Origin of the sequence: Flavobacterium sp. HSC-32F16, assembly GCF_024171645.1 — a bacterium.
Taxonomy (GTDB): Bacteria; Bacteroidota; Bacteroidia; order Flavobacteriales; family Flavobacteriaceae; genus Flavobacterium.
This window is the reverse complement of sequence record NZ_JALKAC010000014.1, coordinates 1-16,928: the sequence shown is the minus strand read 5'-3', so window position 1 is coordinate 16,928 and position 16,928 is coordinate 1. Positions and strand designations below refer to the sequence as shown.

General features: G+C 33.2%; 16 protein-coding genes and 2 tRNA genes. 8 read left to right on the top strand and 10 right to left on the bottom strand.

The window, feature by feature from the left end:
- Positions 1–87: 87 nt before the first annotated feature.
- From L1276_RS25095 to L1276_RS25085, 3 genes are all read left to right on the top strand, one after another.
- Positions 88–486, top strand: coding sequence for a hypothetical protein (locus tag L1276_RS25095; RefSeq protein WP_253792619.1), 399 nt, complete (start codon positions 88–90; stop codon positions 484–486).
- 115 nt (positions 487–601) lie between these two features.
- Positions 602–1,243, top strand: coding sequence for an O-methyltransferase (locus L1276_RS25090; protein ID WP_253792618.1), 642 nt, complete (start codon positions 602–604; stop codon positions 1,241–1,243).
- Positions 1,244–1,400: 157 nt separating this feature from the next.
- Positions 1,401–2,126: a phytanoyl-CoA dioxygenase family protein gene (locus L1276_RS25085; protein WP_253792617.1), complete on the top strand. Its 726-nt coding sequence runs from the start codon at positions 1,401–1,403 to the stop codon at positions 2,124–2,126.
- 85 nt (positions 2,127–2,211) lie between these two features.
- Here L1276_RS25085 and L1276_RS25080 read toward each other — a convergent pair whose 3' ends face one another.
- The 7 genes from L1276_RS25080 to L1276_RS25050 form a co-directional block, all read right to left on the bottom strand.
- Complete coding sequence (locus L1276_RS25080) at positions 2,212–2,775, bottom strand: phosphatase PAP2 family protein (protein WP_253792616.1); 564 nt, start codon at positions 2,773–2,775, stop codon at positions 2,212–2,214.
- A 1-nt stretch (position 2,776) separates the two neighbouring features.
- A complete protein-coding gene (locus L1276_RS25075) occupies positions 2,777–3,124 on the bottom strand; it encodes a twin-arginine translocase TatA/TatE family subunit (RefSeq protein ID WP_253792615.1) in 348 nt (115 codons plus the stop codon).
- A 103-nt stretch (positions 3,125–3,227) separates the two neighbouring features.
- Positions 3,228–5,465 carry a M1 family metallopeptidase gene (locus tag L1276_RS25070; RefSeq protein ID WP_253792614.1) on the bottom strand — a complete coding sequence of 746 codons (2,238 nt, stop codon included), beginning with the start codon at positions 5,463–5,465 and terminating at the stop codon, positions 3,228–3,230.
- A 66-nt stretch (positions 5,466–5,531) separates the two neighbouring features.
- On the bottom strand, positions 5,532–6,038 hold the full coding sequence (locus L1276_RS25065; protein WP_253792613.1) for a DUF6702 family protein: 507 nt from the start codon (positions 6,036–6,038) through the stop codon (positions 5,532–5,534).
- A complete protein-coding gene (locus L1276_RS25060; protein WP_253792612.1) occupies positions 6,038–6,787 on the bottom strand; it encodes a hypothetical protein in 750 nt (249 codons plus the stop codon). The genes L1276_RS25065 and L1276_RS25060 overlap by 1 nt, the downstream gene beginning before the upstream one ends.
- On the bottom strand, positions 6,777–7,505 hold the full coding sequence (locus L1276_RS25055) for a carboxypeptidase-like regulatory domain-containing protein (protein ID WP_253792611.1): 729 nt from the start codon (positions 7,503–7,505) through the stop codon (positions 6,777–6,779). Before L1276_RS25055 ends, L1276_RS25060 begins: the two co-directional genes overlap by 11 nt.
- Entirely contained in the window at positions 7,492–8,259 is a 768-nt protein-coding gene (locus L1276_RS25050) for a carboxypeptidase-like regulatory domain-containing protein (RefSeq protein ID WP_253792610.1), read from the bottom strand. Before L1276_RS25050 ends, L1276_RS25055 begins: the two co-directional genes overlap by 14 nt.
- Positions 8,260–8,423: 164 nt before the next feature.
- Between L1276_RS25050 and pepE the strand changes: the two genes are divergently transcribed.
- The gene (gene pepE / locus L1276_RS25045) at positions 8,424–9,131 is read left to right on the top strand and encodes a dipeptidase PepE (RefSeq protein WP_253792609.1); all 708 of its coding nucleotides are present in this window, start codon (positions 8,424–8,426) and stop codon (positions 9,129–9,131) included.
- A 122-nt stretch (positions 9,132–9,253) separates the two neighbouring features.
- Here the strand turns inward: pepE and L1276_RS25040 are convergent.
- Positions 9,254–9,326: transfer RNA gene (locus tag L1276_RS25040), tRNA-Gly, on the bottom strand.
- Between the two features lie 97 nt (positions 9,327–9,423).
- Positions 9,424–9,496: transfer RNA gene (locus tag L1276_RS25035), tRNA-Gly, on the bottom strand.
- A 134-nt stretch (positions 9,497–9,630) separates the two neighbouring features.
- Between L1276_RS25035 and L1276_RS25030 the strand changes: the two genes are divergently transcribed.
- Together L1276_RS25030 and L1276_RS25025 are read left to right on the top strand one after the other, a co-directional pair.
- Positions 9,631–10,068, top strand: a complete 438-nt coding sequence (locus L1276_RS25030; RefSeq protein ID WP_253792608.1) for a GNAT family N-acetyltransferase — start codon at positions 9,631–9,633, stop codon at positions 10,066–10,068.
- A gap of 1 nt (position 10,069) precedes the next feature.
- Complete coding sequence (locus L1276_RS25025) at positions 10,070–11,650, top strand: murein L,D-transpeptidase (RefSeq protein WP_253792607.1); 1,581 nt, start codon at positions 10,070–10,072, stop codon at positions 11,648–11,650.
- Here the strand turns inward: L1276_RS25025 and L1276_RS25020 are convergent.
- The gene (locus L1276_RS25020; protein WP_253792606.1) at positions 11,639–12,364 is read right to left on the bottom strand and encodes a murein L,D-transpeptidase catalytic domain family protein; all 726 of its coding nucleotides are present in this window, start codon (positions 12,362–12,364) and stop codon (positions 11,639–11,641) included. The genes L1276_RS25025 and L1276_RS25020 overlap by 12 nt on opposite strands.
- Before the next feature lie 301 nt (positions 12,365–12,665).
- On the opposite strand from L1276_RS25020, the gene L1276_RS25015 reads away from it, so the two are divergent.
- Positions 12,666–15,095, top strand: a complete 2,430-nt coding sequence (locus tag L1276_RS25015; protein ID WP_253792605.1) for a DUF5916 domain-containing protein — start codon at positions 12,666–12,668, stop codon at positions 15,093–15,095.
- A gap of 141 nt (positions 15,096–15,236) precedes the next feature.
- Complete coding sequence (gpmI, locus tag L1276_RS25010) at positions 15,237–16,754, top strand: 2,3-bisphosphoglycerate-independent phosphoglycerate mutase (protein ID WP_253792604.1); 1,518 nt, start codon at positions 15,237–15,239, stop codon at positions 16,752–16,754.
- The last annotated feature ends 174 nt before the right edge of the window (positions 16,755–16,928 follow it).

The following is a 16,928-nucleotide window of genomic DNA, read 5'->3' as shown; positions in this document are numbered from 1 at the left end:
TTACAAGGGCGCCATTATTTTAAAATTTGTATTTTTATTATTCCACTTTATAACCTTTTAAATTTATAACCTAAAAAGACAATTATTATGAAAAAACAAATTTTAAGTTTAGCAGTTGTGGCAGTATTAGCTTTGGGATTACAATCTTGTGAAAAGAAAGAAACTAAGCCGGCAGATGAAGAATTAACTCTTGGAAACAAAGTTGACTCATTAACAACAGATATTGAAGAAGTAACAGACAGCGCGGTAACTAAAGCTGAAAGCGCGGCCGAAAAAGCAAAAGATGCTACACAAAACGCTGCAACTGATGTAAAAGACGCTACTAAAAAAGCAGCTTCTGATGTTGAAAATGCTGCTAAAAAAACAGCAACTGACGTAAAAGACGCTACCAAAAAAGGAGCTGAAAAAGTTGAAAATGCAGCAAAAGCGGCTAAGGACGGAACTGTGAAAACAGCTAAAGATGTAAATGAAGCTTTGAAAAAATAATTTTCAAATTAAAACTAAAAACGGAAAGCCATTCGCCTAAAACGAATGGTTTTTTTATGCAAAATAGTCAGCGGATATTTTTTGTATTTTTGCATTCAATTACAACAATTACAAGATGCATTTTATATCACAAGAATTAGAAGATTATATCGAGCAGCATTCTGAAAATGAACCAGAATTATTAGCGAAACTTAATAAAGAAACGTACCAAAAAATACTTTTACCGAGAATGCTAAGCGGCCACTTTCAAGGCCGGGTATTAAGTATGCTTTCTAAATTAATACGTCCGGTAAATATTCTTGAAATTGGCACTTATACAGGTTATGCAGCACTTTGTTTATGCGAAGGAATGCAGGAAAACGGGCAATTGCATACTATTGATATTAAAGAAGAATTAGTAGATTTTCAGAGAAAGTATTTTGATGCATCTCCTTGGGGAAATCAGATTTTTCAGCATTTAGGCGAAGCAGTTGATATTATTCCGGCTATTGATGTAAAATTTGATTTGGTATTTATTGATGCAGATAAGGAAAATTACCTCAATTACTGGGAAATGATTGTTCCGAAAATGAATAAAGGCGGCATTATTTTATCTGATAATGTTTTGTGGAGCGGAAAAATTCTTGAACCGGTTCACCCAAATGATGTCAGCACAAAAGTACTTTTAGAATATAATCTACATTTAAAAAATGATCCAAGAGTAGAAACGGTTTTATTGCCAATTCGCGATGGATTAACGGTGAGCAGAGTACTCTAATCTGATTTTTTGTCATTTCGACGAAAGGAGAAATCGCACTAGTGGCTCGACAAAGATTGGCGATTTTCTTTGTGGAATTTCTTGTGCGATTTCTCCTTTCGTAGAAATGACAAATCTGGCGTTCTACTTCTATAAAAAAATCAACAAGCATTTAATCATGAATTACAGCACCGAAATAAACTCTGAAGGTTTTGCAGTTATAAATAATGTTTATACTGAAAATGAAGTCGAAAAGCTGATTTCATTAATAGAAAATGTTACAGAAAATAATTCTGATAATGCTGCTTTTAGAAAATCTCTGGATTTATTTGCTATCAGGCAATTTCATAAAGAAATACCTGAAACTTTAGATTTTATTTTCAATCAAAATCTAAAAGATATTATTGAATCAAATTTTGGAAAAGGATACTTTATAACCAAATCCATTTATTTTGACAAACCTGAAAAATCAAATTGGTTTGTGGCTTATCATCAGGATTTAACTATTTCTGTAGATAAAAAAATTGAATCTGAAAATTTTGAAAACTGGACTATAAAACAAAATCAGTTTGCGGTTCAGCCTCCAAAAGAAATCTTAGAAGATAATTTTACGATTAGAATACATATTGACACCACTACAAAAGACAACGGTGCTTTAAAAGTTATCAATAATTCGCATTCAAAAGGAATTTTGAGAATTGAAAAACTGGATTTTGAAAAAGAAAAAAAAACTATGTGCGAAGTAGAGAAAGGCGGTATTATGATTATGAAACCTTTGTTATTTCATGCTTCAAACAAAACCACAAACAATGAAAGAAGAAGGGTTATTCATATCGAATTCAGCAAACAACAGCTTCCTGATGGATTGGAATGGAGTGAAAAAACCTTTCTCCAAAATAATTAAGCATTAATTAAATAAGGTTCTAAGTTTTCTCAAAACAAAAAACTTAGAACCTTAGTATCTTAGAAACTCAGAACCTTCAAAAAAATTATCCCGGAAAATATTGCGGTTTCAACCTTCTGTAAGCTAAAAAGATCAAAAATCCGAAAAGAGCTCCAAAGAAATATCCGGTAAGAATATCTCCAGGATAGTGTAATCCTAAGTAAATTCGGCTGTAAGCAAATATTAAAGGCCATAAAAACAAGAGGCCAAAATATTTAAAATGACGTTTTAAAACCAAGTATAAAAAAGTGGCAACGGCCATTGTATTTGCGGCGTGTCCTGAAAAGAAACTATAAGAATTTCTCACCATTACAATTCTCATAACCGATTTGATATCTGGATTATTACAAGGACGTAAACGCTGAAAAGTGTGTTTAAAAAGATTAGTAGTCTGATCTGTAAAAGCAATTAAAACGGCTACAAAAAGCAGGATATAAAGAGTTTGTTTTCCTCCTATTCTTCTATAAATAAAATAGAACAACAATAAAAAAAACGGAGTCCAATGCAGCTGATCGGTAATAAAAATCCAGAATTTATCGTATTTTTCAGAACCTAAACCATTTAGATATACCAATAAATTAATATCTAATTCTTTTATTTTTTCCAGCATATTATCTTTGACGTTTTATAGGTCCTGAAAGAGAGTCAATATCTTCTTTTACTTTATCAATTTCTGTTGTAGTATCGCCCAATAAATTAGTTGTATCGCCTAATAAATTAGATTTTGCGCTTTCAATTTCAGCATTGATATTACCAGTTAAACTATTCAAAGATTTAGTATCAAGACCATTTGCCTCTGCTCCTTTTTGAATTTCACTTTTAATATCGTTGGTCGCATTTTTTAATTGCGCCATAGCTTTACCCATTGTACGGGCAATTTCCGGCACTTTATCTGAACCAAAAAGCATTAGTACTATAAACAGTATGAAAACTAATTCTCCTCCTCCTATACCAAACATATCTTTTATTTTTGTGTGCCACAAAGATATTAAATTTTGAAGCGCACAGTTTTAAAATTTACTTAAAAAAAAAGACTCTTTTCAGAGTCTTTTAAGTTTGTTCTTAGTCAAATTTTGATTTTTGCTCAACCTTTGGCCATGAATTGTTCGTTACATCAATATCAGCAGTAAGCAATTTTGGATCTATCTGAATGCTTTTTACAGGTTTTGAAGTCGCATACACTTTCTTCGCTGTATCGTTATTCTTTCTCCAGATTTGTGCAGGATACTGGTAATTATCTTTTGTACCGTCCTCGTAAGTGATTTCAACTAAAATTGGCATAATCATACCGCCTGGTTTATTGAATTCAACTTCGTAAAAGTATTTAGGCGATTTGATACTGGCTTTTTCTTCAGCAGTAAAAGTCTGGTCAACATAATCCGCCAATGGTTTGAAATCTGCTACTTTTAATTCTTTTTTCTTAGAATTGTTTACTTCTGGATTATCTCCAGAAACTAAATACACAAAAGGCCCTTTTTCATATCCGAAACGTCCTTTTCTCACTTTTACATCTTTGATATCGGCTGTAGGCGTATCAGAAACATAATATTGTTTTACCTCTTTAATTCCTATATCTACAAAATCAGTTGAATAAAACCAGCCTCTAAAAAACCAGTCTAAATCTACCGCAGATGCATCTTCCATTGTTCTAAAGAAATCCTCAGGAGTTGGGTGTTTAAACTTCCATCTGTTTGCGTATGTTTTAAAAGCATAATCAAACAAATCTTTCCCCATAACCACTTCTCTTAAAATATTAAGACCTGTAGCCGGTTTTCCGTAAGCGTTATTTCCAAATTGGTGAATCGTTTCAGAGTTAGACATAATAGGTTCTAAAAACTTCTGATCACCGCTCATGTAAGGAACGATATTTTTTGCAGGTCCGCGTCTTGATGGAAATGCTGGATCTAATTCCTGTTCTGCTAAATATTCTAAAAATGAATTCAAACCTTCATCCATCCAAGTCCATTGACGCTCGTCTGAGTTTACAATCATTGGAAAGAAAGTATGTCCAACTTCGTGAATAATAACGCCAATCATTCCGTTTTTAACCTCTTTACTCGTTACTCCGTTTTCATCCGGACGACCGTAATTCCAGCAAATCATTGGATATTCCATTCCCTGATCTTCTGCCGAAACCGAAACTGCTTTTGGATAAGGATAGTCAAAAGTATGTGAAGAATAACTTTTTAAAGTATGTGCTACAACCATTGTAGACGTTTCTCCCCACAGTGGGTTTGCTTCTTTTGGATAAACAGATTCAGCCATAACCGTTCTGTTTCCAATTTTTACAGCCATTGCATCGTAAATGAATTTTCTAGAAGAAGCAATTCCGAAATCACGAACATTTTTAGCACTGAATTTCCATGTTTTTTTCTTTTCAGAAAATCCTTTTTCAGCTGCTTCTGCCTCAGCCTGCGTTACAATAACAACCGGTTTATCAAATGATTTTTGAGCCTGCTCGTAACGTTTAACCTGTTCTGCAGTAAATACTTCGCTTCTATTTGTTAATTCTCCTGTTGCATCAATTACATGATCTGCAGGAACTGTAATATTTACGTCGAAATTACCAAAAGGAAGAGCAAATTCTCCGCTTCCCCAGAACTGCATATTCTGCCATCCTTCAACATCATTGTAAACTGCCATTCTTGGGTAGAACTGTGCAATTACATATAATTTATTACCGTCTTTTTCAAAAAATTCATAACCAGAACGCCCGCCTTCTTTTCTGTAATTGTTGATATTATACCACCATTTTATAGAAAATGAAATTTTTTCTCCCGGTTTTAAAGGCGAAGCCAGATTAATACGCATCATGGTTTCGTTGATCGTATAAGACATTGGACTTCCTTTAGCGTCTTTTACCTGCTCAATATTAAAACCACGCTCTAAATCTTTTTTCAAATATTTTGTTGAGAAACCCTCAAGAGGCAGCACCTGATTGATTTTTTCACCTTCGGCTAAAACAGACTGTCCATTTGCTCTTGCCTGATTTTGATCTAACTGAATCCATAAATACTCTAAAGTATCTGGCGAGTTATTAGAATAAGTAATCGTTTCGGCACCCGTTAATTTTGAATTTTTATCGTCTAATTCAATATCAATTTTATAATCGGCCTGCTGCTGGTAATAAGCAGGCCCCGGGGCTCCAGAGGCTGTACGAAACATATTGGGTGTTGCCAGCAAATCGTACATCTGGCTGAATTTATTGGTATCGTATTTCCCTTGCTGTCGTGGCGCAGTAGTTTTCTCCTGAGCGATTAACATTGCAGGAAAAAGCAATAATAATGAAATTTTTTTCATAAAATTTTGATGGTAATTTTGTCAGGCTGTGAAAATAATAATTAAAATATTAATTCAACTTATTAATTAATACTTTAACAATTCTTTCCTTGAAGATTCTGTAAAAAGAACACTTCTTTTGGTACCAAATGCTGAAATATGTGTAATGTTTTGCTGCTCACCATTCCAGTCAACCAATATAGTGTTTGAAATTTCAATGGTTTTAAATTTGTCTACATCCTTTATTTTGGAATAACAAACCAATACATCGCCGGCTTCTGTTTCTTTAGACAAAAAAGTAATAGGTTTTGTCTGGCCGTTTATTTTAATGGTAAAATTTTCGGCCAGATATTTTTTAAACAAATCAAGATCAGCCTGCGTTTCTTTTTCTGTTCCTACGAAGGTTTTTTTATGGTATTTTTTCTCCATCGCATTATTCAAATCATCAATGAAAATGCGTGATGTAATTTGAATCATTTTTTTCTCTGCAGCGTATTCTACCTGAAAAACCCCTACATAAAACTTATGAAATGCAAAAGCCGAAAGCGATAAAAACAATATCCCTATTAAAGGATAAAACCATTTTTTTTTCATTATTGAGAAGCATTCACTTTTTTAAATTCAGCATTTTTGTTGATTAAAAAATCAATCAATTCAAATTTCTGATCTTCTTTAAGATGTCTTTTTGACTCTGGATCATTTGAACAAAACATCAAAAATAAATCCACTTCATCCGGTTTTAAACCTAGTGTTTTAGTATAAAAATCCGGTTTAAAATTCGCTTTAGAATATTCCACAAAAGCAATATCAGAAATTACTTCTTCTTTTTCATTATTTTTCGAAAGAAGCTTTTTAACATCCTTAAAAATTCGGACAAAATCAGTTCCGTATTTAATTGTTTGATCAGAATACATTACTGTATTTTTTGCAGTCGATAGTTTATCGTCTTCAAACTGCATATCAACATATTTTTGAGTATTACTATCTAGTGATTTTACTTTTAGATCTTTACGAACCAAAACTTCTTTTAATTCATTGCTGACTAAATCCAAAGACACAGTAAAAAGTACCTGAGAACAATCTTTCTCTGTTAAAACAATCTTTTTTGACTGAAATGCCAAACCGGTAAAAAGCAGCGTATCTTTTGGCTGAGCCAAAATATCGAACAATCCGCCCGGACCTATAAAAGTTCTGGATTTTGCATTAATATTCATAACATAACCACTTTCTATCGCAAGTGATTTGTTTGTAACCTGACCGTGCAGCGACTTTCTTGTACCGTTTTGTCCAAGCATTATTTGACAAAATAAGCAAACAACGAGTACTCCTAGTTTATTTTTCATTTTCAAGAATTATTAGATATTTTCGGGCTAAATCTGTTATTAAAAACATACTCATTGTTTTGTTCTTTGTATTCAAAGATACGGCAAAATCAGCATCATCCACACAATATAATTGAAATCCTTTAATATCATCTACAGGAATTTTCAATCTTTCAATATAATAATTTTCATCAAAAAGATATTCTATTTTTTTAAAAAGAGCCTCTCTTTTCTCCACATTTACCTCTTTTTTCAGCATTGCAGTTCGACCGGAAATTCCATTTAAAATTTTATCTATAGAAGTAGAAGTAGCTGTATAGACTTTTCGCTCTGCAGGCGTATATGTTTTTTGTCCATGAGGCACAATTCCTAAATTTTCTGCCGTAATTCCGTAATTATCATTCACTACCACTTCTTTTAATTCAATCTCTTTTACCTCCATTTTAACAACAAGCAGACTTACGTTTAAATCTTCTGCGGAAATCCTGCGTTTAAGCGGTTCTAGATTCACAGCCGAAAAAACCAAAACATCACCTTCTTTAGCCGCTATAGAAAACCTGCCGTTATCATCAGAAACAGTTGAAACTTGTGTGGTATTATTAACAATACTAACACCATTAACAGAAGTAGATTTTTCGAGAATTTGCCCTAAAATTTCTTTAGAAGAAGTGTTTTGTCCAAAACTAAACTGTACAAAAAACAGAAACAGGGCGATATAAAAAGTATTATTTCCTTTCACTTGCGATGATTTCTTTATACTTTACCGCCAATTCGCCTAATAAAAATTCTGTTGAAGTTTTATTTTTAGAATTTAAAATATTTGTAAACTGCTTATTTTCGACAGCATAATACTCAAATCCTTTTACATATTCGGCCGGAATTTTTAATCGTTCAATAAAATGCTCCAAACTAAACATTCTTTCCAGAAGTTTCATGAAAAATTCCTTCTTCTCTACTTCAACTTCTTTTTTCAACATGGCAGTTCTACCCGAAAAAAAGTTTAATAATGGATCAGCAGAGATAGACCCTCCAGCCATGGTTCCGGCATTTGCAGTAGCGTCCAGTGCAGTAGCAGTACGAAGTTTCCTTTCTGCTTCTGTATAACTTTTCTGTCCAGAAGGAACAATTCCTAAAGCAACAGCATTAATATTATCATATCTTCTAATTACAACTTCCTGTAATTGATGCATAACCAGACTCATTCGAACTGTAAAATTCAAATTAGTAAAATCTTCGCAAGTCAGCAAAACTCTGTTTTCTTTAAATTGTATAGAAGAAAAAACCAGGACATCATCTGGTTTTGCCAAAATTGAAAAAGCTCCCGATCCATCAGTTGTTGTCATGACTTCGGTCTTAGCATTTACAACATACACTCCTTCCAAATCGTTTGTATTCGAAGTAATCTTTCCGTTAACAACAGAACGTTCCTGATTTTGTGACCAAGAATTCTGACTTATAACGGCAACTAAAAAACAAACAATACTCTTTGTCAAAACGAATAAATTAGGAAATTATTAAAAAGGTAAAAATATCCTAATGTCTTCCAAATATAGTATTAATGAGTTGGTAAAAATATGTTAATTAAACCGTTATTAGGCAATTTTCAGAGCATTGCTTTTTTTAATATCTTTAACGAATTGAATTTGAGTTTAGATTTATGAAAAGTATTATCATCGCCAGCACATCTACATTACATGGCGGCAATTATTTAGAGTATTTATTACCAGTCTTACAATTACATTTTAAAAACTGCAGCAGCATCTTATTTATTCCATACGCACGCCCAAGCGGCATTTCGCATGACGAATACACTAAAAAAGCAGCACAGACTTTTGCTTTAATAAACATTCAAGTAAAAGGAATTCATGAATTTGAAAACCCGGAAGAAGCCATACAAAATGCCGAAGGAATATTTACCGGCGGAGGAAACACTTTTTTACTTGTAACACAATTGTACAAAAACAAGATCATGCAGCTTCTTGCCGAAAAAGTAAAAAGCGGAACACCTTATTTAGGAACAAGCGCAGGAAGCAACATTTGCGGATTATCTATGCAGACCACTAATGATATGCCTATAATTTACCCTCCAAGTTTTCAAACTCTGGGATTGATTCCGTTTAATCTAAACCCACATTATTTAGATCCGGACACAAATTCACAACACATGGGTGAAACACGCGAAACGAGAATTAAAGAATTTCACGCTTTTAATGCAATTCCGGTTTTAGGTTTAAGAGAAGGAAGCTGGCTTGAAGTTAAAGGTGATAAAATAACTTTGAAAGGTTCTTTGAAAGCGAGACTTTTTAAACAAAATGAAACACCGAAAGAATTAGAAACAGAAAGCGATTTGAGTAGTTTAAAATAATTTCTTTACCATATAAGTTATATAAGTCATTTAAATACAGTACGGCTAAAATTTATATAACTTATAGGTTCAAAAAACAATAAATACAAAAAAGCCTCAAACAATGTTTGAGGCTTTTGAAGAGCGAAAGACGAGGCTCGAACTCGCGACAACCAGCTTGGAAGGCTGGAGCTCTACCAACTGAGCTACTTTCGCATTAACCGGGTGCAAATTTAAAAAATTTAATCTTTAAAAAAAAATAAAAATCAAAAAAATTATTTTCACAAAACAAAACTAAAAAGTTTGTTTTTAGAGCGAAAGACGAGGCTCGAACTCGCGACAACCAGCTTGGAAGGCTGGAGCTCTACCAACTGAGCTACTTTCGCATTGGTTGTGCAAATATAGAAAGAAAGTTAAGTTCAAAACAAGCTTTTTGGTAAAAAAAATCAAATAAAAACAACATTTATTTATAACACATTTAAAATTAAAAAGTTATAAAAGCAATTATTTTTAAAAAATCATGAATATTATTAAAGAAATCCCATCAAAAGAAACCTATCCTGTACGTCAGCCAGTGCTAAGAAAAGACAAACCTATTGAAAGCTGCATCTTTGAAGGAGACGATATTGAGAGTACACATCATTTTGGTTTATTTAATGATGAAAAATTAATAGGAATTATTTCGTTATTCAAACAAAGCAACCTTATATTTGCCGAAAAAGATCAGGCTCAAATCCGAGGCATGGCAATTTTAGAAAACAACCAGAAAAAAGGTTTTGGAGAAGCATTAGTAAAACATTGTGAAAACTATTGCAAATCAAACAAAACAGAATTAATTTGGTTTAATGCCAGAACCGCAGCTGTTGGTTTTTATAGAAAACTGAATTACGAAATTACAGGAAAACCCTTTGATATAAAAGATGTTGGAGAGCATTATTTAATGTTTAAAAAATTATAGAATGAGAAAACTTTACTTTCTTTTAGCAGTTTGCATTTTTATTAGCTGCAAAAAAGAAGAACCTAAAATTATTCCAATTGTAAAAAAAGCTCCGGCAATTATACTTACTGACGAAAGAAAAGTAGAGATAGATACGGCATTATTAAATACGTTTAAAAGCGAAACGCTTAAACAATTTTACACTTCATCTGAAAATAAAACCGTTTGGGGAAACCTAAAAAAAAGAACTTATGTTTTATCACAGCTTGAAAAATCAGAAGAATTGGGTCTAGATCCTGAAGATTACAAATCTTCGCAGCTGCAGAAATTTGAAAAAAGAATCAGCAAATTAAACGATTCTGAATTAGCAACTTATGACATACTCCTAACCTATAATTTTGAAAAGTACCTCAATCATTTATATAAAGGAAAACTTGATCCTAAAAAATTATATACAGATTGGGATCTTGATGAAAAAACATTTGATGTAAACAGTGTTCTTATTAAAGCTTTTAATAACGACAAATTAGACAGCATTGTAGAAAATATTCAGCCAAAATCTGAGACTTATAAACAGTTATTAAAATCACTGGAAGCTATTAATTCCTTTCCGGATGAAGATATTAAATCGATCGATGCCGTTAAGAAAATTACTCTAAACGATACCAATAACAATTTAATAACTATTAAAAAGAGGCTTTTATTCTGGAAAGATATGTCTGGAAAAGACAGCCTGACCGATAAATACGATCAAAAAACTTTTGAAGCAGTTAAAAAATTTCAAGCCAGACACGGCCTTGCTGACGACGGAGTTATTGGCATTGGAACAATTACTGCTTTAAACTATTCGAAAGAAAGAAGAAAACAGCAGATTATTGTCAATTTGGAACGATGGAGATGGTACCCAACTGAATTAGCCGAAAATTATTTTATTATCAATATTCCAGATTACAGTCTGCATGTAGTCGAAGAACAAGATACAACTCTGGTTAGAAATATTGTAGTAGGAACCAGTTCAAGAAAAACACCTATTATTACATCTGTTTTAAAAACAGTTGTTTTTAATCCAACATGGACTGTTCCGCCAACTATTTTAAAAGAAGATGTTGTGCCAGCCATGAAACGCAACCGCAATTATCTGGCAAAGAAAAACATTACTATTTATGATACTTCCGGAAATGTGGTTGAACCTTCTGCATGGAATGAAAACAAACCTAATAATTACAGATACGTACAAAGTCCGGGTTATAATAATTCATTGGGATTAATGAAAATTTTATTCCCAAACCACCACAGTGTTTATTTGCACGATACCAATCACCGAAACTATTTTGTTCGAAACAATCGTTCTTTGAGTTCCGGCTGTGTGCGTGTAGAAAATCCTTTGGAACTGGCTAAACATATTTTAAATGATTCAACAAGATTTTCAAAAGACAAAATCGATACTATAATTGCTTCTAAAAAAACGATGAGTTTTAAAATTACCAAAAAATACGCTTTGTATCAGTGGTACTGGACGGCTTGGAGCAAAAAAAATCAGCTCATTTTCAGAGCTGATATTTATAATCTGGATTCAGATTTGTATGCTAAATTAAGACATTAATCTTTCTTCCATCGTGAAACTTCTTGATGGATGATAGATATACAAACATGATTTATCTTTAATAGTTTCGATTATCTCATCTGTCAATTCCACCGGAACCGCAGGACAACCCTGGCTTCTGCCTAATCTTTTATGATCTCTGATGAATGATTCAGAAACATAATCTGCGCCATGCATAACAACACCTCTTTCTCGGGCTTTATCGTTAAGACCTTTTTCCAGACCGTCTAAACGTAATGATGCTCCGTGTTTGCCTCGATAAATTTCGCCGGTTGAATAAAATCCTAAACTGCTTTTAAAAGACGAGTTTAAGTTTGAAAATGCAGTCGCAAATTCTTCTCCGGTATTTCTTCCGTGAGCCACTAAAGAGTTAAATAAAATGGTATTAGTAGTCATATCAATTACCCATAGACGTTTGGTGTTTGATGACAGACTAAAATCTACCAATGTTAAAATGTTTTTTTGAACGATTCCTCTTTCTTTTAAAAGATAAAAACCTTTCAATGCTTCAGAAAAAGATTTCAGTTCCGGAAGCTTAAAATTGTTAGAATTTAAAGAATAATAAATGTTTTCAATTTTTGCATCAACAGTAAGCTTTTTTTCAACTTTAGCAATACTTCTTGTCGTTGCAGTTTTTAATTCGGGGGTGTTTTTTGAATCTTTACCAAAAGACAATAATAAAAACACAAGCAGCGGATAAATTTTGTAAATCATTGAATTTCTTTAGGTTAATAATAAAATTTGGGTAGGGCAAAAATATAAAAAATTGACCCCTTGCAAAATATAACCTTGGAAATCAGGCGTTTTTTGTTCAAATTTTAACATTATTAACATAATAATGTTATTTCTGTAAGATTATTTCCTATGCTAAAAATCATAACCTTTTAGCTGATTTTCTTAAAAAAAGCAAAATAAAATGGAAATTTTGAAACAAAATCTGTAACAACTGGAAGAAAAAGCAGTCTATTTATTCTATATTAAAGAGCTTTAAACTATTATTTTCTTTTTAAATTTAATGAAAAAACTCATTTTTCTTAGTCTGCTTTTATCTGCTTTTTTGAGTTATAGCCAAAAAAAAGCATTGCAAGCGAAATCTATTTCGCAGAACATATCTATTGACGGAAAGTTAGATGAAAGTGCATGGGAAGGTGCGGCAACAGCTTCGGATTTTATCACACTTGAACCTGATAACGGAAAAACAGCAGCTGACACTAAAAAAACTGAAGTCAAAATTTTATATGATAATGAAGCCATATATATAGGTGCCCGAATGTTTGATGATGAACCTGATAAAATATTAAAGGAGATTTCGCAGCGAGATAATTTTGGCACAGCAGATCTTTTTGGTGTTTTCATTAATGGTTTTAATGACGGCCAGCAGGACTTTATGTTTTATGTTTCGGCAGCAGATGTTCAGGGCGATTGTATTATGACTGATGCAAATGGGGAAGATTATTCCTGGGATGCTGTTTGGATCAGCAAGGCAGTTCTTACAGAAAATGGATGGATTGTAGAAATGAAAATTCCTTATTCGGCACTACGATTTTCGCAGGAAAACAAACAAACATGGGGAATTAATTTTTTCAGAGAAATAAAACGCACGCGTTATAAATACACTTGGAATTTTGTTGATAAAAAAATTGGCACTTTTACACAGCAAGCCGGAACTTTAGAAGGAATCGAAAATATAAAACCTCCTACCCGACTGTTTTTTATGCCGTATGCTTCTTATTATTTGAATGCCGGAGAAGGACAAAAAACATACGGAACCATAAAAGGAGGCATGGATATTAAATACGGAATTACAGATGCTTTTACGCTTGACGCTATTTTAATTCCTGATTTTGGACAAACAAAATACGATGATCAAATTTTAAACCTGGGTCCGTTTGAACAGCAATTCAATGAAAACAGATCTTTTTTTACCGAGGGAACAGATTTATTCAACAAAGGAAATATGTTTTATTCGAGAAGAATTGGCGGCAAACCTTCTGTTGAACCCGATTTAAATGATAACGAAGAAGTTATCGAAACCGTTCAAAACGTTAATCTTATCAATGCCTTAAAACTTTCGGGAAGAACTAAAAATGGTTTGGGAGTTGGAATTTTAAATGCAGTGACCGAAAAAACTTTTGCTACTATAAAAGATACTATTTCCGGCGAAACGAGGCGTGAAGTTGTTGAACCGCTTACAAACTATAATGTTTTGGTACTGGATCAGCGTTTTAGAAAAAATTCATCAATTACTTTTATCAATACAAATGTTACCAGAAATGGTCATTATAAAGATGCTAATGTAACCGGTTTAGCATGGGACTTAAATACCAAAGCGAATACTTACAGCTTGTTTGGAAATGTAAAATACAGCACGATTAATGATGCCGAAGATACAAAAGGTATTTTCTCAACTGTTAGTTTTGCTGAAACAAGCGGCAATTATCGTTACAGTTTAGGAACTGATTTTGTTTCTAAAGATTTTGATCCGAATGATTTGGGAATTAATTTCTATACCAATTATTACAATTTTTACGGAAACGCCAATTACAGAATCCTAAACCCAACGAAACTTTTTAATAGTTTTAGAATTGACTATGAAATGTATTCTGAATTCAATAAAGACTCCGGAAAAGTTCAGGCAAACCGAATTGGAGCAGAAGTAAACTTAAGTACTGTAAAAAACAATTATTACGGAGCAGGAATTACCGTTTCGCCACTGGAATCTCATGATTATTATGAACCAAGAGCAGACAATCGATATGTTATAATTCCGAGGAAATTTGATTTTTGGGGAAGTGTTTCAACCAATTACAATCATAAATTTGCGATCGATATTAATCCGTCATTATCTGTTGCAGATGAACCCGGAAGAGCTGCTTACGGCACCGATATTAGTCCGAGATATCGTTTTAATGATAAACTTTTGTTAGTTTATACTTTTAGCTTTCTTAAAAGAAACAATAACAAAGGTTATATCGACGGCTATGATGACGACGATAACGAAAACACTCCTGAAACTGTTGTTTTTGCTAATCGTGATGTTATTACATACGCTAATACCATATCAGGAAAATATGCCATTAACAGCACTATGACACTTAATTTAGCGGTTCGTCAATATTGGTCTTCGGCAGAAAACAAAGATATTTTGAAGCTTGAAGCAGATGGAACTTTAGATCCGTATCCGCAATATACCGAAAACAAAAACTCGAGTTTTTATTCCTGGAATGCCGATTTATCGTATTCATGGTGGTTTGCGCCCGGAAGCCAGCTTTCGGCTTTGTACAGAAACAACGCTTCTAACTTTGAACGTATTATTGATAAAGATTTTAAAAACAACGTAACCAGTTTATTGACTAACGACGCCTTAAAACACATTTTTTCTGTTAGTGTAAAATATTTTATTGACTATAATGCTGTCAAAAATAAGGTTAGAAAAAGAGCTTAGCGTGAATAAATTTTAAAAAATAAAGAGTTCTATAATTAATTTAGTATTTTTTGTTACACTTCATTTTATTAAACATAAATGTAATAAAGCTTTCTCTCCAAATTTTAGAAATGCCTTATCTTTGTAGAAAACAAAAATGTAATGAACAAAAAAGTTATCCTTATGATTTTAGATGGTTGGGGAAAATCTCCCGACCCTAAAGTATCTGCAATAGACAATGCAAATGTTCCATTTATAAATAGCCTTTACAAAAATTACCCAAGCGCTCAATTGCGTACAGATGGATTAAACGTTGGTTTACCGGAAGGTCAAATGGGAAACAGTGAGGTTGGGCACATGAACCTTGGTGCCGGAAGAATTGTATATCAGGATTTAGCAAAAATTAATTTAGCCGTTGCCCACAAAACACTTGCTAAAGAACAAGTCTTAATTGACGCTTTTACGTACGCTAAAAACAATAATAAAAAAGTACACTTTTTAGGATTAGTTTCTGATGGAGGTGTTCACTCTCATACTTCTCACTTACGCGGATTAATTGATGCTTCGCAAGAATACGGTTTGGATCAGGTTTACATTCACGCTTTTACAGACGGACGTGACGTTGACCCAAAATCCGGTGCAAAATACATTCACGATTTAGATGAATATATTAAAGATACTCCGGTAAAAATTGCTTCTATCATTGGCCGTTATTATGCAATGGACCGTGATAAACGCTGGGAACGCGTAAAACTGGCTTATGATTTAGTAGTAAACGGAGTTGGAATTCCGTCTACAAACGCCGTAGCAAGTGTTCTTGACAGCTATGCACGCGATGTTACTGACGAATTTATCGAGCCGGTTGTAATCGTAAATGAAGAACAAAAACCTTTAGCTACAATTATTGAAGGTGATGTTGTTATCTTCTTTAACTTTAGAACTGATAGAGGACGTGAACTTACCGAAGCGCTTTCTCAGCATGATTTCCACGAGCAAAACATGCACAAATTAAACTTGTATTATGTAACACTTACTAATTACGACGAAACGTACCAAAACGTAAAAGTGGTTTACAATAAAGATAATATTACCGAAACGCTTGGTGAAGTTTTAGAAAAAGCGGGTAAAAAACAAATTCGTATTGCTGAAACGGAGAAATATCCACACGTAACTTTCTTCTTCTCTGGCGGAAGAGAGGTTCCTTTTGAAGGCGAATCAAGAATTTTAAGAAATTCCCCAAAAGTAGCCACTTACGATTTACAACCAGAAATGAGCGCTTACGAATTAGCAGATGCACTTGTTCCTGAATTGAACAAAGGTGAAGTTGATTTCGTTTGTTTAAATTTCGCAAATGGAGACATGGTGGGGCACACCGGAATAATGAGCGCTGCAATTCAAGCTTGTGAAGCAGTTGATGCTTGCGCGAAAAAAGTAATTGATGCCGCTCTTGCAAATGATTATACAACAATCGTTATTGCAGATCACGGAAACTGCGAAACAATGATCAATCCTGACGGAAGTCCAAATACTGCACACACAACAAACCCAGTGCCGATTATTTTGGTTGACAAACAATTGAAAAATATTCAGGATGGTGTTCTTGGCGACATTGCTCCTACTATTTTAGAATTAATGGGAGTGCAGCAGCCAAACGCAATGACTTGTCATTCGCTTTTGTAATTTTTCAAACCATATAAGTTATATAAGTTCATTTAAAATTGAACTTAAAAAAATCTCGCAAAGACGCTAAGTTGCAAAGGATAATAAACTTTGCGTCTCTGCTTCTTTGCGAGAACTATTTTATACCAGAATGTAAAACTTGATTTGTAATTTTTCAAACCATATAAGTGATAT

Bases quoted from the DNA above. Each gene is read 5' to 3' on its own strand.
- L1276_RS25075 (WP_253792615.1), bottom strand. From the start codon at position 3,124: ATGTTTGGTATAGGAGGAGGAGAATTAGTTTTCATACTGTTTATAGTA.
- L1276_RS25080 (WP_253792616.1), bottom strand. From the start codon at position 2,775: ATGCTGGAAAAAATAAAAGAATTAGATATTAATTTATTGGTATATCTA.
- L1276_RS25065 (WP_253792613.1), bottom strand. From the start codon at position 6,038: ATGAAAAAAAAATGGTTTTATCCTTTAATAGGGATATTGTTTTTATCG.
- gpmI (WP_253792604.1), top strand. From the start codon at position 15,237: ATGAACAAAAAAGTTATCCTTATGATTTTAGATGGTTGGGGAAAATCT.
- L1276_RS25090 (WP_253792618.1), top strand. From the start codon at position 602: ATGCATTTTATATCACAAGAATTAGAAGATTATATCGAGCAGCATTCT.
- L1276_RS25020 (WP_253792606.1), bottom strand. From the start codon at position 12,364: ATGATTTACAAAATTTATCCGCTGCTTGTGTTTTTATTATTGTCTTTT.
- pepE (WP_253792609.1), top strand. From the start codon at position 8,424: ATGAAAAGTATTATCATCGCCAGCACATCTACATTACATGGCGGCAAT.
- L1276_RS25085 (WP_253792617.1), top strand. From the start codon at position 1,401: ATGAATTACAGCACCGAAATAAACTCTGAAGGTTTTGCAGTTATAAAT.
- L1276_RS25070 (WP_253792614.1), bottom strand. From the start codon at position 5,465: ATGAAAAAAATTTCATTATTATTGCTTTTTCCTGCAATGTTAATCGCT.
- L1276_RS25095 (WP_253792619.1), top strand. From the start codon at position 88: ATGAAAAAACAAATTTTAAGTTTAGCAGTTGTGGCAGTATTAGCTTTG.
- L1276_RS25025 (WP_253792607.1), top strand. From the start codon at position 10,070: ATGAGAAAACTTTACTTTCTTTTAGCAGTTTGCATTTTTATTAGCTGC.
- L1276_RS25030 (WP_253792608.1), top strand. From the start codon at position 9,631: ATGAATATTATTAAAGAAATCCCATCAAAAGAAACCTATCCTGTACGT.
- L1276_RS25060 (WP_253792612.1), bottom strand. From the start codon at position 6,787: ATGAAAAATAAACTAGGAGTACTCGTTGTTTGCTTATTTTGTCAAATA.
- L1276_RS25015 (WP_253792605.1), top strand. From the start codon at position 12,666: ATGAAAAAACTCATTTTTCTTAGTCTGCTTTTATCTGCTTTTTTGAGT.